The following is a 13,807-nucleotide window of genomic DNA, read 5'->3' on the forward strand; positions in this document are numbered from 1 at the left end:
GTACCCGTCGTTTTCGCCCACGGGCATCCTCGTTTTCCCGGTACGGCGGTTGCGGGACCGCCTGAGATCAGGCGGTCCCGCTACCACGGAGCATCTAGGCGTCCACGCGGTTTGTGATCATGACTCGGGGCGGACCAGCGTTACCAGGCCGCCGAGATCTCCTGCGGTGCGGCATCCGGGAAACCCGGGTCCAAGGGCTGTGGACGGACGAGGACGGTCACCTGACCATCGTCCAGCCTGCTCAGCGGGTAGAAGTTTCCCTTGAAGAGCAGGTGGCGCCCGGTGGCGTCGTAGCGGATCAGGTTCCACCAGGGGATGTTCTTGTCGGGGTGCTCCGCGCTGAAAAGCGTACGGATCTTCCGACCGTCCATGACGGAGTACTCCTCGATCGTGTAGCGGTGCGGTCCCCGGCCATCGGACAGGTACTTACGGCCGACCAGCATCCTGTGACCGTCCGGGCTGATCGCCGTGGCCTCCGGGGCATCCACCCCCTGAGCCACCGTCCGGCTGGTTCCGAGCGTGTCACCGGCGGCGGTCGTGTCAAGGGCCCGGGCCTGAGACATGACCACGAAGCCCAGCATGCGGCGGTCGGCCGCCCACGACAGGCTCCAGAGGCTTCCGGCGGCGTTCGTCGCCCAGGTGCGCGTCGTCCCGGCGGGCAGATCGACGACCGTGAGTCGAGCGCCGGGACAGAAGCGCAGCCTCTTGTCCTTACCGCACACCTTGCCGTCAACGCTGTAGGCAAGTCGGGTGCCGTCGTCCGTGACAGCGAGGGAGGACGCGGTCGTACCGGTCACAGGGGGGATCACATCGCGCGCCAATTCGGCGACCTTCCCCCGCTCGTCGATCCGTAGTCGGTAGAACCATGTGGTGCTCACCGTCGTTTGGCGGGACCGCACGCTCTGGGCAACGTAGAACGTTTTGCCCTCTCCGGTTCCGGCGAGCAGATATCCGCCGGGCACGCCCCGGGTGCTTCCCTCCGGGGATCGAGGCATCACAACCCGGTCGGTGATCTTACCGTTGTGGGCGTCGCGGACCATCAACCCGTCATTTCCGGCGGTCAGCAGGAAACGAGGGCCGGACAAACCTTCCAGCGCGGGCCGTACCGGACCCGACCCACGCAACCCAGCCGCGACGGCGACACTCACCACCACGACGGCCAGAGCAGCCAGCAGCGGAGCCATGCGAAAAGATCCACGAAGGCGACGAAGGGCCTTCGGCCGTACCGCCTGGTCGGAGGGGCGCAGGGTCTCAGCGCCCACCAGTCCAGCCCCGGCGGTAAAGGCGTCGCGGAGCCGGTCTTCGATCTGCGAAGTCATCGCTCCTCCTCCAGTTTCACAGCGAGCGTCTTGAGCGCGCGGGACGTGGTCGACTTCACCGTTCCACGGCTGACACCCATGACCTCGGCGATGTCCCCCTCCGACAGGTCGAGGTAGTAGCGCAGCACCACCGCCTCACGCTGACGGCGCGGCAGAGCGCGTACGGCCAGAAACACCTCGCGACGGGTCTCCCCCAGCAAAGCCTCGGCCTCCGCGGACCAGAACGGCACTTTCCGATCACCACCGAAACGCCGGGCGATCGCCCGGCGCCGGTGGACCATGCGGCAACCGTTGAGCACGGCCGTCCGCAGATAGGGCAGCATCTGACCGTGGTCGGTCAATCGGCTCCACCGGCGGTGAACCGCCGCGAAAGCATCCTGCACGATGTCCTCGGCCGTTTCCTGGTCCCCCACCAGCAGAAAAGCGAAGCGGACGAGGCCGAGACGGTGGGTCATGAACAAATCGGTGACGATGACGTCGGCCGGATCGGCCACCGCATGGAGCTCCGGTGGCGATTCCTCCATCACACTCCTGATCTCAGACTGCATGCCTATTCCATGCCTGTCCCACCGATCAGGTTGCCTCAGGACGGCGGATTGACATCCTTCCCGGCGAAGCGGGACGGAGCGCTATCCCTCATGAGCAGCCAAGGTCCCTCACTTCCAACCGCACCTGCGACACCGCCCCGTGGCTGACATGCACCTGACAGCCCGGGCACATCATCCCCTCCCCCACGGGGGCCAGGTTCACCGTTCAAGGGGTCATGGTTCGCAGGTGGGCTGCCCGACCTCAACGTGCGCCACGACGATCCCCTCCAAAGGTCTTCGCGCAGCGTACCCGCCGGTTTCGCCTACGGGCACCCGGATTTTCCGCTGGTACGGCACGGCATCGCGATCGTCGCCAAGCCGCTCACCGACCTGCTGGCGGTGACCTTCGGCCCGGCAGCCATCCTGCCGCCCCTCCTCCAGCCGATCCCGGGCGTCGATGAAGCGTACATCTACGGCTCCTGGGCCGCCCGGCACGCGCACCAGACCAGGCCGCCCCCGCGTGACATCGACGTCCTCGTGGTGGGCTCCCCGGACGAGGACGAACTGTACGACGCGGCACGAGCGGCGGAACGCCTCCTCGGCCGCGAGGTGAACATCAGCCGGATCTCGCCGACGTCGTGGCATGCCGACCAGGGCGACCCGTTCGTGATGTCCCTGCGGAGCAGGCCCCTCCTGATTCAGAACCGGAGAACATCGTGAGATGGATGCAAGGACGCGGCCGGATCGACGCGATGCTGACTGCCGGCCAGTTGGAGCGGGTGCCGCCGAGCCGAGAGCACTGTGACGTGGGGCCCGTCTGGTCACCCCCGAAGCACTACCTGTCCCAGAGGGCACTGAGGGGCAACGCGGTCAGCCGGTCTCCGAAAGACAACGATCTCACTCCGGTGTAGAAGACGAAACCGTGCACGAAATCTTCGCCGAGGCTCTCGCGTAGAGCCACCAGGCCCTTGAAGTCGTCCTTGTTGACAGAGTCGGTGGCTTTGGCCTCCACACCGACGATCCGTCCGTTGTTCCGTTCGAGTACGAGGTCGACCTCAGCGCCCTGGCTGACCCTCCAGTGATGGAGTCCGACTCGGAACGGCGCCCACGTCGCCTGCTTCGCGATCTCGTTAACGATGAACGACTCGATGAGAGGGCCTCGTGCGGGCGAGACCCTGGAAGCCAGACCGTCCGCGTCGACACCGATCAGATGAGCGGCGAGGCCGGTATCGGTGACGTGCAGCTTGGGACGGCGAACCGCCCGGGCCACAAGGTTCCGAGACCAGGCCGGGACCTGACGGATCAGGAAGACGGTCTCCAGCAGGCCGACATAACGGTTGACCGTACTCCGGTGGAGCTGGAGATCACTGCCGATCTTGACCATGTTCGGCTCCTGCGCCGTACTCGCCGCGGCGAGGTTGAGCAGTTGCCGGAGACTGCTCGGCTCATCGACTCGCGCCATCTCCCTGATGTCGGTGTCGATGACCGACTGAACATAGGTCCGGTACCACCTGTCCCGGGTGAACTCCGACCCCATCGCAACCGCCTCCGGATAGAAACCTCGGCAGACCAGTTCGAAGTAGTCCCTTCGGCTGTAGTCACTGAGCGACGAGGACCGCAGCGCCTCAGGATCGTTGAAGGCCGTCACAAGAAAGGACTCGCCCGTTCCGACAAGCTCCTCCTGGGCGAAAGGCCAGACCTCAAGGATGCCCGCGCGCCCGGCAAGCGACTCGCTCAACGACGGCGTGGACAGGAACCTGGTGGAACCCGCCAGAACGAACTGCCCTCGCTCGGTCTTCCGATCGACCTCCGCCTTGATCGCCAGAATCAGGTCGTCTCCTCCCCGCTGGATCTCGTCGATCATCATCGGACGCGCCCCGTCGGCGATGAAGACAGCGGGATCGGCCTGCGCCGCCGATCTCAACGAGCCATCGTCCAGGGTGAGATAAGTCCCCTCTCTCCCCTCGTTGAGCTGCCGAAGCAGAGTGGTCTTGCCCGACTGCCTCGGTCCGTTGACGATCACCACCCTGAAGGCGTCGAGGAACTCCTCGGCATGACCGGTTACCCGACGTGAGACCAGCTCGGACACTGCGGCTCCCCTCTGCGGCGGTCGAGCCCAGCATAAAGCCCGACCGACATTTGACGGCGCTTAAAACCGACAGATCGCATACTCATCGCCGACATTTGGCGAGAAGAAAAACCGGCAGACCAAGGGCCTGCGACCGACATCTGAGCAGATATCCCGGTCCCCTCTCCCGCGCCCTCGCTCCGGCAGCGGGGCATCCAGGTGAGACGAGCCGGCGGCCAGAGAGCGGTGGGCCGGGGATCGCGTGACGCGCCGAGGCGGAAATAATTCGTGTGAAGTCGTCGGTGGCCGGTGATAGAAAACAGGTTCGACTTTCATCCTCGACCTGCCTGGGAGCGAACCTGTGACCATCAGCAGTTCGGAGTTCTCCGTCTCCGGTCGCCCGCATGACAGGCGAGGTCCGGTGCGCTGGTTCTGGTCCCATGTTCGCCGCCATCCGCTCCAGCTGACCGGATTCCTCGGCGCATCGCTGATCATGGTCGTGCTCAACGCCACGGTCCCCGGGCTCACCGGCGCGGCCTTCGACACCGTGCTGGGCGAGAACGGCGGCGGGGCGCGGGAACTGGGCCTGATCTCGCTGGGACTGCTGGCGATCGTGCTGGCCCGCGGCGCCTTCGACCTCATCGCACGCCTGGCCAGCGAGGTTCTGGCCAAGCGGCTGGAGCGGGACACCAGGGACGAGCTCTACGTCAGCCTGCTCGGCAAGAGCCAGACCTTCCACAACAGGCAGCGGGTCGGCGACCTGATGGCGCGGGCGGCCAACGACATCCGGCAGCTCTCCATCATGATCTCCCCGGGCATCGACCTGATCGTCGACTCCAGCTTGACCGGCCTGGTGCCCCTGGTCTTCATCGCCGCGATCGACCCGCGGCTGCTGCTGGTGCCCGGCGTCTTCGCGATCGTCTTCGTTCTCGCACTCTGGCACTACATGAGGCAGCTCAACCCGGTGGCGACCCGCATGCGCGAGCAGTTCGGCGATCTCAACGCCGGGCTGAACGAGGCGGTCCGCGGCATCGAGGTCATCAAGGTGTCCGCGCAGGAGGACCAGGAGCGACGGCGGTTCCGGGCGCGCGCGCGACGCTATCGCGACTCCTTCGTCCGCAACGGCCTGGTCCAGGCCCGTTACCTGCCGACCCTGCTCTTCGCCTTCGCGATGGCCGGGGCGCTCTGGCACGGCCTCTACCTCCAGGCCGCGGGCGACATCACGATCGGCGAGCTGGTCGCCTTCATGAGCCTGGTGAGCATGATCGGTTTCCCGACCAATATGTCGATCTTCACCTTCTCACTGGTCCAGCTCGGCATCGTGTCCGCCCGCCGGATCCTGAGCATCATGAACACCGAGACCGAATTCGGGCGGCGCGCCGACGGCCACGCCGCACCGATCAGCGGGGCGATCCACTTCGAGAACGTGACGTTCGGCTACGGAGAGGACGATCAGGTGTTGCGCGGGGTGACGTTCACCGTGCAGCCGGGCGAGACCGTGGCGATCGTCGGCGAGACCGGCTCGGGCAAGAGCACCCTGACGAAGCTGGTCCCCCGGATCTACGACGTCACCGCCGGCCGGATCCTGGTGGACGGCGTGGACGTGCGCGAGTGGGACCTCGACTCGCTGCGCTCCCAGATCTCCACCATCGAGCAGGACATCGTGCTGTTCTCCAGGTCGGTGGCCGAGAACATCGCCTTCGGGCTTGGCCAGCAGGTGGAGCGGAGCGCCGTCGTGAAGGCGGCGGAGGAGGCCCAGGCCGCCGAGTTCATCGGCGAGCTCGACGACGGCTACGACACGGTCATCGGTGAGCGCGGCATCACCCTCTCCGGCGGCCAGCGCCAGCGCCTGGCCATCGCACGGGCCCTGCTGACGGATCCGGCGATCCTCGTGCTCGACGACTCGACGAGTGCGATCGACTCCGCCACGGAGGACAGGATCCAGCAGGCCGTCGACCGCGTTCTCGACGGGCGCACCACGCTCCTGATCACCCACCGGCTCTCCCAGATCCGCTGGGCCGACAAGGTTCTGCTGCTCCGCCGAGGCGAGCTGGTCGACTACGGCACGCACGACGAACTGCTCGCCCGCAGTCGCCTCTACCGGCGGATCTTCGCCCACTACGACGAGGTCGACCTGGCGGGCACCACCGACCCGGGCGTGGTCCTCGCGGGCGAGCAGGGAGGGCAGGGCTGATGGGCTTCATCATGGACGGCCTCGACGCCGAGGACTACGACCGCACCTACAACGATCGTGATCTACTCCGCCGGATCCTGTCCTACTTCCGGCCGAAGCTGGGCGCGATGGTCCTGGTCGCGATCATGATCGTGCTCTTCTCACTGACCCAGGCGGCCATGCCGTTGCTGGTCAGCTGGGGCGTGGACGGGATCGAGAGCGGCACGATCGCCGATGTGGGCCGGCAGCTCGCCGCCGGCCTGCTGCTCGCCGGGGTGCTCGGCTGGCTGTTCAACTTCGTCCGCCAGTGGTACAGCGCGAAGGTCACCGGAGACGTCGTCCTGCGTCTCCGCGAGGACGCGTTCGACGCCGTACTCAAGCGTGACCTGTCGTTCTACGACGAGAACCCGTCGGGCAAGATCGTCAGCCGGGTCACCTCCGACACCGATGACTTCGCGACCGTCTCCACCCTGACGATGGACCTGATCAGCCAGGTGTTGATGGTGGGTTTCGTCACGATCCTGCTCTTCCTGCGCAGCGTCGAGCTCGCCCTGCTGACCCTTCTCGTGGTGCCGGTCGTGGTGGGCATCGCGCTGCTGTTCCGGCGGGTCGCCCGCAGCAGCACCCGCAGGGCGCAACGCTCGCTGAGCCGGGTGAACGCCACCCTGCAGGAGACCATGGGCGGAATCACCGTCGCCAAGAACTTCCGCCAGGAGCAGCGGGTCTACGACGAGTTCCGGCCCATCAACGAGCAGAGCTACCAGGTGACGCTCAGGCAGGGTTTCGTCTTCTCCGGCATCTTCCCGGTGCTCTTTCTCGTCGCCGGGCTGGCCACGGTCGCGCTCGTCCAACTGGGCGGTACCACGGTGCTCGGCGGCGGCCTGTCCGCCGGCGACTGGTACCTCTTCCTCCAGGGGGTCGCGCTCTTCTGGTTCCCGCTGACCTCCATCGCCGCGTTCTGGTCCCAGTTCCAGCAGGGCCTGTCCGCGTCAGAGCGGGTCTTCGCCCTGATCGACGCGCCACCCCGGGTCGTGCAGACCGACCCTCAGCCGGTCGGCAGGCTGGCGGGCCGCATCGAGTTCCGCGACGTCCGGTTCGGTTACGAAGCCGACAACACCGTCCTGTGGGACTTCAACCTCACCATCGAGGCGGGCGAGAGCGTCGCGCTGGTCGGTCACACCGGTGCGGGCAAGTCGACGCTCAGCAAGCTGATCACCCGGTTCTACGAGTTCCAGGACGGCCGGTTGAGCATCGACGATCGCGACATCCGCACGCTGGATCTGGCCGGGTACCGGCGGCAGATCGGCGCGGTTCCCCAGGTTCCGTTCCTGTTCAGCGGCACTGTCGCCGACAACATCAGATACCCGAGGCCGGAGGCGAGCGACGAGGAGGTGCTCGCCTCCGCCACGGCGGTCGGCGGCGGCGACTGGATCGACGCCCTGCCCGACGGCCTGCGGACCGATGTCGGCGAACACGGCCGCGCCCTGTCCATGGGCCAGCGCCAGCTCGTCGCGCTGGCCCGCCTGCTCATCCAGGATCCGGCGATCGTGGTCCTGGACGAGGCCACCGCCAGTGTCGATCCGCTGACCGAGGCCCAGATCCAGGAGGGCCTGGACCGGGTGCTGGCCGACCGCACCTCCATCGTCATCGCACACCGGTTGTCCACGATCGAGCACGTCGATCGCATCATCGTGCTGGATCACGGCCGGATCGTCGAGGAGGGCGACCACAGCACGCTGCTGGCTCGCGGTGGTCACTACTGCCAGGTCTACAACACCTACTTCAGGCACCAGTCCCCCGACTACCGTCCCGGTTCCGGGTTCGTCTCCGTCACCGGCCCCGTCACCGGCCCCGTTACCGGCCCTGTCACCGGCTCCGCGTGATCGAGGCTGCTCGAACCGGGGCCCGGGCACGGGCCGGGGATCCACGATTCGAGCAGCCCGCCAGGACGGTCAGCGTGCCCGCGCCACGCGGATCCCGACCACGTCGTAGGGGGTGTTCGGCTCGGGTGGCGTCGTGAAGCGGGCGTTCGGCAGGTAGAGCCGATCACCGAACCTCGCCACCGTGGTCGGCACGTCGAAACGCTGGTCGGTGAGCCGGTCGACGACCCGTCCCGAGGAGCCGTCCCGGCTCATCCGTACCGCGGTCACGACGTTGAGCCGGTTCTGCACGACGTACAGAGTGCGGCCGACCAGCAGCAGGCCGTCGCCGTTGACGAGGGATTCACCGCCCAGGTCCACCGACGTGGTCACGCCCGTCACCGGGTCGGCCTTGAACAGCCGTCCGGTGTTGGACTGCACGATGAGCAGCGATCTACCGTCGGGGGTCTCGGCGATGCCATTGGCGTTGATACCCGGGCCGTACTCGATGGCACCGGTCAGCGGCACCGTGTCGGCCGTGGCCGGCAGGGTGCCGCCCGCGCCCAACCTGAGCCGGTAGAGAACGGGATTGGTGGAATCGGTGAACCAGGCCGCCTTCCGGGCCAGTACGACGTCGTTGACGAAGGCGGCTCCGCTCACGAGCGAGTAGCTCTTGAGCAGCCTGCCGGTACGGGTGTCGATCACGCGTGCGTCGCCGCCGGTGCCGCCGGCGACGAACAGCCGTCCCGTCGCGTCGGTCTTCAGCCCGAGCGACGGGGTGCCCGGCCCGTCGCTGAGCACGCTTCCCCTGCCCGTACGCAGGTCGGCCCGGTAGATCGCGCCGGTCGCCCGCGAGCCGAAGAAGGCCACCGGTCCGGGTCCGATCGCGATGCCCTCCGGCTGGAATCCCGCGGGCAGCGGGAAGCCCGCGAGGGGAGTCGTGGTGTCGGCCTGTGCGGGAGCGCCTAACAGGCCGACGAGCATGGCGCACAGTGCGGTCGTGAGGATCACAGGTCTCATGAATCTCACTATTCCTCCCCATACCGTTCCGGGAAAGGCGGCTCACAGAACGCGATCTCGCACCGCGGCGCAGAAGATCGCGAACTTCGGACCGCCGGGAGACCGGCCGTAGCCGGCTCACGTCGTCGGGGTACGGAGCCCCGCCCGGATCGGCCGACCCCGGCGTACGCCACCGCGAGCATCGGCTCCATTCGAAGATCCGGAGAAGTGCTTGACGTATGACGTCAAGTACTTGATAGTTGGCGACAAGTACTTGACGTCATACGTCAAGCAAAGGAGGGGCAGTGACCGCCTGGACCGAAGCGCACGAGATACTCGCGGGCGATCTGAGGAGGGTCGTCGGCAGCAGGCTGCTCGATCCGCTGGACATCCTCTTCGGCACCGGCGAACTGCTCGGGGAGCGTCTGGTGACGGAGTCCCGGGCATGGGCCGAGGTGTTGCTGGGGGAAGACGACCAGGCCGCCGCGTACACCGCGATCCGCCTGGTCAGCGCCCTGTATCCCAGCGACGCCCCCTTTGATCCACCGGCCGGATGGTGGGCGACTCCCTTTGGCCGGGCCGTGGCCCGGCGTGCGGGACATCCGGCCGCCGTCGCGGTGCCTTCCTCGGCGGCGGCGGCCATGCTCGGCATCACGCGCCAGGGCGTTCACGACCTCGCCAGTCGCGGCAAGCTCGAACGCCATCCCGACGGCGGCATCACCACCGCCTCCATCCGTGCCCGGCTCTCCGGTCGAGCCACAGCGGCACAGCAGCCGGCACGAAGGGATCACGCATGACCATCGACCGCGCCACCACCGCCCCCGGCGGCCTGCTACGCCTCGCCGAAGGAGCAACCGTCAGCCGGCTCGGTTACGGGGCGATGCAGTTGCCGGGCCCCGGTGTCTGGGGACCGCCGAAGGACCCGGCGGCCGCCCTGGCCGTGCTGCGCCGAGCCGTCGAACTCGGCGTCAGGCACATCGACACCAGCGACTTCTACGGCCCGCACGTGGCCAACGACCTCATCCGCGAGGCACTCCATCCCTACCCCGACGACCTCGTGATCGCCACCAAGGTCGGCGTGGTCAGGGACGAGTGGCGGTCGTGGAACGCCGCCGCCACGCCGGCCGAGCTGCGCGAGCAGATCGAGGAGAACCTGTCCCGGCTCGGCGCGGCCCGCCTCGATCTGGTCTATCTGCGAGTCGGCGGCGACGGCCTGCTCTTCCCCGGCGAAACCCCCTTCGCCGACTCCTTCGGCACGCTCGCCGACCTGCACCGGCGCGGTCTCATCCGGCATCTCGGGCTCAGCGGGGTCACCGCCGCCCAGCTCGCCGAGGCCCGCGAGATCGCCCCCGTGGTCGCGGTACAGAACCGGTTCCACCTCTTCGACCGGGACAGCGAGGACGTCCTCACCGCCTGCGAGGAGCATGGCATCGCCTTCGTTCCCTACTTCCCCCTCGCGGCGGGAATGCTCAAGCCGGGACTGGACACCTCACAGGCCCCGCCGGGCATGGCGCCCACCGAGGAGCAGCAGCGGACGCTCGACGAGGTGGCCGGGCGTCATGACGCGACCCGCACCCAGGTGGCGCTCGCCTGGCTGCTGGCCCGTTCCCCGGTCACCCTCGCGATCCCCGGCACCGGCTCCGTGGCACACCTGGAGGAGAACGTCGCCGCGGCCGACCTGCGGCTGACCGAGAGCGACATCGCCCGGCTGGACGAACTCGCCTGATCGGCGGACCCACCGCGGAAAGAGGAGTCAGCCTTCCCGGTGGCGTCGGCCCAGCTCTGCGACGAAGACCGTGAGCAGGCGGGCGAACTCCCGCCTTTCGTGCTCGGACCAGCCGCACATCGCCGCGTCGAAGACCTCACGGCGGAAGCGGTGGACCCGCTCGGCGTGCCCGGCGCCCAGTTCGGTGAGCTCCAGCGTGCTGCGGCGGCCGTCAGCCGGGTCGGCCACCCTGCGCAACAGCCCCGCCTCGACGGCCCTGGCCACCAGTCGGCTGGCGCGGGGCTGGTCGACGCCCATCCGACCGGCGACGGAGGTCACCGTCGCGGCCTCCGCCCCTTCCTCCACAGCGTCGATCACCCCGAAGAGTGCGGGGTCGAGCTCGACGTCACCCGCGAGGCGCTGGAGGGCGCGGCGGGTCTGGCTGCGCCGGATCGCCACCATCGCCCGCTCGACGGCGGCCACCTGAGGATCTTCCATGCCTCAATGATACATGTACTAATACATGTTATTGTCAAAGTACATGTATCGACCGAGGAAGGCGGCACCGTGAACATCTCCGAGATCACCGGCCAGAGACGTCCCATCGGCTACTGGATCAAGCACCTGCACGGCCTCGTCGAGGGCTCCCTCGACGGCCTCCTCGCCGGCCAGGGCCTGACCCGCCGCCACTGGCAGGTGCTGAACGTCATCGCCACCGACTCCCCCACCCTCGCCGACCTCGACATCGCCCTCGCCCCCTTCCTTGACGACCGGTGGCCCTCCCTGCGCCCGGTGGCGGACGACCTGCGCGAGCGGGGCTGGCTGGAGGGAGCAGCGGAGCGGCCGACCCTCACCACCGCCGGGATCCGGGCGCACGAGGAGTTACGACGGCAGGTGAACGCCGACCGTGCCCGCCTCACCGAGGGGATCAGCGCCGAGGAGTACCTGGCCACGATCGACGTCCTGACCCGGATGTCGGCCAACCTGACGGGCCCGGCGGAGCCCGCAAAATCACCCACCAATCCCGGAAATATCACCTAAAATATATTAGGCAACACTCAAATATCTATTATTGCCCCGCCGAAGGGTGGCAGAAAACCGATCTCCGCGAGATGGCAGAATTACTTATGTCACCTTAATATCGTCTATTTTCGCCGTCCGCAGGCTCCATACGGAGTGATGTGTTGCGATGAGTGGCAATGAGTGATGAGCCGCGATGAGAGCGGCGGTCAGCTCCGGCGGCCGCCCGACATCTCCAACCGGACCGCTGCTCTCCCCGATGGGGTGGGACAGCCCGGAGACCACGACCGCGTCGCCGGCGCCGGACGCGTCCGCGACGTCCGGCGGCCGGTCGAGCCGCAGGAGACGGGCAGGACCGAAGAGGCGATCGCCGCCTACCGGCACGCCGCGGAAGCCGGGAACACCGACGCCTGCTGGCGGCTGGTCGAGCTGTTCCAGCGGGTGGGCCGGACCGAGGAGGCGATCACCTGGCTGCGGGCCCGGGCGGAGACCGGTGACATCGACGCCCTGTGGAAGGCGGTCGAGTTACTCCAGGAGTCCGAGCGGGCCGAGGAGGCGATCACCTGGCTGCGGACCCGCGCCGAGGCAGGCGACACCCACGCCCTCAGGCGGCTCACCGTCCTGCTGTACCAGCTGGATCGGGCCGAGGAGGCGATCACCTGGCTGCGGGCCCGCGTCGAGGCGGGTTACCCCGACGCCCTGGCGCACGCGGTCGACCTGATGCACGAGACGGGCCGTACCCAGGAGGCGATCACCTGGCTGCGGACCCGGGCGGAGACCGGTGACGTGCACGCCCTGATATGGGCGGTCCTGCTGCTCTGCGAGACCGGTCACGCGGAGAGAGCGGTCCTTGCCTACCTGAGCGCCGCCGAACTGGGCCGCCCCGACGTTCTGGCCCAGGCGATCGGCCTGCTGAGACGGCTCGGCCACACCGACGAGGCCGAACGGCTCCGACGGTGCGGGATCACCCCCGGCAGGACGTGACCCGTATCGGCCCTCGCCGATCGGCTCAGCGCCCGACTCCTCGGCCGAGGACCGGCTTCACTTCCACGACAGATGTTCCGTCCAGCGCCTCCAGGTCACATACGTGCACCCGCGCCCCGTCCATCGCGATGATTTCCATCAGGTGCCAGAGAGATCCAACCAGCGCACAAGTGCACTGGATCATCCTCACGCCATGAACATCGCAAGAATCTCCCTCATGACGCTCGCGGTCGGCGTTCTCGCGGGATGTACCTTCACCGTCGAAGCGGATCAGGAGGACGCCTCATCGGCCCAGAACCCGCCGAAACCCCCGGGAACCTTCGCGACGCCCTTCCCCGCCGCGATCGGAGCACTGGACCTGGTATCGGTGACCCCCGCCGAGGAACGCTTCAAGCTCCCGGACGGGCCGCACCACAAGATCCTCGGCACCCAGCTCACCACGTTCTACCAGGACACCCCGCGCCTGAAATCCTTCTACGCCACCGGGTCGCAGGCCGAGGTGACCGATCCCAAGGCCGCCGTGGACTGGCTGACCGCTCAGGACCGCGAGAGGGAGAACCCGCAGACGGACTGGGTCTACGTGGGAACCGGTCCACTCCGCGGCGCGGCCTCCTGCCGGAACACCGACGACGGGACCTACTGCTACTGGGCCGACGCCGACACGGTGGGTTTCCTTGAGATCCCGCGCGGCCTCGCCGGGAAGATCACGGAGAGCTTCGCCATGATCAGGAGCGCGCTGGAAGGAGAGCCCGCCAAGAGCCGGTGACCGAGTCTGTGGGCCGGCAGGCGGGCCTGCTGCGTCGTCTCCGTGCTCTCACTGGGCTCGCGCAGCAGCCGGGCACGCATGACCAGCCCGGCCTGGCTCAACAGGCCGGCGATCTGGAAAACCTGGGTTCTGGTGAGGCGATGAGGGCGCCGGTACGGTTTGACCATGGCTGTGCGGTCGTTGGGATACCAGAGTGATCTGATGTTGCTCGGGCTGCAAGGCAGCGTCGTCGACCGGCGCGACGGTTACCTGGCTGTCCGGACGCCCGCCAACCCGACCTATCACTGGGGGAACTTCATCCTGCTGGACACCCCGCCAGCCCCCGGAACGGTGGCCTCGTGGGTGAGCACCTTCCACCGCGAGTTCCCGGACGCCGGCCACGTCGCC

At 67.8% G+C, this 13,807-nt stretch carries 14 protein-coding genes; 9 read left to right on the forward strand and 5 right to left on the reverse strand.

The window, feature by feature from the left end; translation table 11 throughout:
• Positions 1 to 140 precede the first annotated feature (140 nt).
• Positions 141 to 1,319, reverse strand: a complete 1,179-nt coding sequence (locus tag ABZ260_RS10235) for a hypothetical protein (protein ID WP_355615326.1) — start codon at positions 1,317 to 1,319, stop codon at positions 141 to 143.
• Positions 1,316 to 1,813: a SigE family RNA polymerase sigma factor gene (locus ABZ260_RS10240; RefSeq protein ID WP_355615329.1), complete on the reverse strand. Its 498-nt coding sequence runs from the start codon at positions 1,811 to 1,813 to the stop codon at positions 1,316 to 1,318. Before ABZ260_RS10240 ends, ABZ260_RS10235 begins: the two co-directional genes overlap by 4 nt.
• 300 nt (positions 1,814 to 2,113) lie before the next feature.
• On the opposite strand from ABZ260_RS10240, the gene ABZ260_RS10245 reads away from it, so the two are divergent.
• Positions 2,114 to 2,566, forward strand: a complete 453-nt coding sequence (locus ABZ260_RS10245) for a nucleotidyltransferase domain-containing protein (protein WP_355615332.1) — start codon at positions 2,114 to 2,116, stop codon at positions 2,564 to 2,566.
• A gap of 115 nt (positions 2,567 to 2,681) precedes the next feature.
• On the opposite strand, the gene ABZ260_RS10250 is transcribed toward ABZ260_RS10245, so the two are convergent.
• A complete protein-coding gene (locus ABZ260_RS10250; RefSeq protein WP_355615335.1) occupies positions 2,682 to 3,935 on the reverse strand; it encodes an ATP-binding protein in 1,254 nt (417 codons plus the stop codon).
• A 340-nt stretch (positions 3,936 to 4,275) separates the two neighbouring features.
• On the opposite strand from ABZ260_RS10250, the gene ABZ260_RS10255 reads away from it, so the two are divergent.
• Together ABZ260_RS10255 and ABZ260_RS10260 are read left to right on the forward strand one after the other, a co-directional pair.
• A complete protein-coding gene (locus tag ABZ260_RS10255) occupies positions 4,276 to 6,108 on the forward strand; it encodes an ABC transporter ATP-binding protein (protein WP_355615338.1) in 1,833 nt (610 codons plus the stop codon).
• Positions 6,108 to 7,970: an ABC transporter ATP-binding protein gene (locus tag ABZ260_RS10260; protein ID WP_355615341.1), complete on the forward strand. Its 1,863-nt coding sequence runs from the start codon at positions 6,108 to 6,110 to the stop codon at positions 7,968 to 7,970. Before ABZ260_RS10255 ends, ABZ260_RS10260 begins: the two co-directional genes overlap by 1 nt.
• 69 nt (positions 7,971 to 8,039) lie before the next feature.
• Here ABZ260_RS10260 and ABZ260_RS10265 read toward each other — a convergent pair whose 3' ends face one another.
• Positions 8,040 to 8,966 carry a superoxide dismutase gene (locus ABZ260_RS10265; RefSeq protein WP_355615344.1) on the reverse strand — a complete coding sequence of 309 codons (927 nt, stop codon included), beginning with the start codon at positions 8,964 to 8,966 and terminating at the stop codon, positions 8,040 to 8,042.
• A gap of 284 nt (positions 8,967 to 9,250) precedes the next feature.
• Between ABZ260_RS10265 and ABZ260_RS10270 the strand changes: the two genes are divergently transcribed.
• Complete coding sequence (locus ABZ260_RS10270) at positions 9,251 to 9,742, forward strand: hypothetical protein (protein WP_355615347.1); 492 nt, start codon at positions 9,251 to 9,253, stop codon at positions 9,740 to 9,742.
• The gene (locus tag ABZ260_RS10275; RefSeq protein WP_355615350.1) at positions 9,739 to 10,671 is read left to right on the forward strand and encodes an oxidoreductase; all 933 of its coding nucleotides are present in this window, start codon (positions 9,739 to 9,741) and stop codon (positions 10,669 to 10,671) included. The genes ABZ260_RS10270 and ABZ260_RS10275 overlap by 4 nt, the downstream gene beginning before the upstream one ends.
• 27 nt (positions 10,672 to 10,698) lie before the next feature.
• Here the strand turns inward: ABZ260_RS10275 and ABZ260_RS10280 are convergent, their stop codons facing one another.
• Entirely contained in the window at positions 10,699 to 11,148 is a 450-nt protein-coding gene (locus ABZ260_RS10280; protein ID WP_355615353.1) for a MarR family transcriptional regulator, read from the reverse strand.
• A 69-nt stretch (positions 11,149 to 11,217) separates the two neighbouring features.
• Here ABZ260_RS10280 and ABZ260_RS10285 point away from each other — a divergent pair, with 69 nt between their 5' ends.
• The 4 genes from ABZ260_RS10285 to ABZ260_RS10300 all read left to right on the forward strand — a co-directional run.
• Complete coding sequence (locus tag ABZ260_RS10285) at positions 11,218 to 11,691, forward strand: MarR family transcriptional regulator (protein ID WP_355615356.1); 474 nt, start codon at positions 11,218 to 11,220, stop codon at positions 11,689 to 11,691.
• Positions 11,692 to 11,856: 165 nt separating this feature from the next.
• Positions 11,857 to 12,654, forward strand: a complete 798-nt coding sequence (locus tag ABZ260_RS10290; protein WP_355615359.1) for a tetratricopeptide repeat protein — start codon at positions 11,857 to 11,859, stop codon at positions 12,652 to 12,654.
• Between the two features lie 193 nt (positions 12,655 to 12,847).
• Complete coding sequence (locus ABZ260_RS10295; RefSeq protein ID WP_355615362.1) at positions 12,848 to 13,420, forward strand: hypothetical protein; 573 nt, start codon at positions 12,848 to 12,850, stop codon at positions 13,418 to 13,420.
• A gap of 165 nt (positions 13,421 to 13,585) precedes the next feature.
• A partial coding sequence (locus ABZ260_RS10300; protein WP_355615365.1) for a hypothetical protein occupies positions 13,586 to 13,807 on the forward strand: 222 nt, incomplete at its 3' end.

Origin of the sequence: Streptosporangium sp. NPDC006013 (assembly GCF_040614275.1) — a bacterium.
In the GTDB taxonomy this organism is placed as follows: Bacteria; Actinomycetota; Actinomycetes; order Streptosporangiales; family Streptosporangiaceae; genus Streptosporangium.

What these genes read in the sequence shown, in the direction of transcription:
- ABZ260_RS10235 (WP_355615326.1), bottom strand. Translation starts at nt 1,319, where the DNA reads ATGACTTCGCAGATCGAAGACCGGCTCCGCGACGCCTTTACCGCCGGG.
- ABZ260_RS10260 (WP_355615341.1), top strand. Translation starts at nt 6,108, where the DNA reads ATGGGCTTCATCATGGACGGCCTCGACGCCGAGGACTACGACCGCACC.
- ABZ260_RS10265 (WP_355615344.1), bottom strand. Translation starts at nt 8,966, where the DNA reads ATGAGACCTGTGATCCTCACGACCGCACTGTGCGCCATGCTCGTCGGC.
- ABZ260_RS10275 (WP_355615350.1), top strand. Translation starts at nt 9,739, where the DNA reads ATGACCATCGACCGCGCCACCACCGCCCCCGGCGGCCTGCTACGCCTC.
- ABZ260_RS10280 (WP_355615353.1), bottom strand. Translation starts at nt 11,148, where the DNA reads ATGGAAGATCCTCAGGTGGCCGCCGTCGAGCGGGCGATGGTGGCGATC.
- ABZ260_RS10290 (WP_355615359.1), top strand. Translation starts at nt 11,857, where the DNA reads ATGAGCCGCGATGAGAGCGGCGGTCAGCTCCGGCGGCCGCCCGACATC.
- ABZ260_RS10295 (WP_355615362.1), top strand. Translation starts at nt 12,848, where the DNA reads ATGAACATCGCAAGAATCTCCCTCATGACGCTCGCGGTCGGCGTTCTC.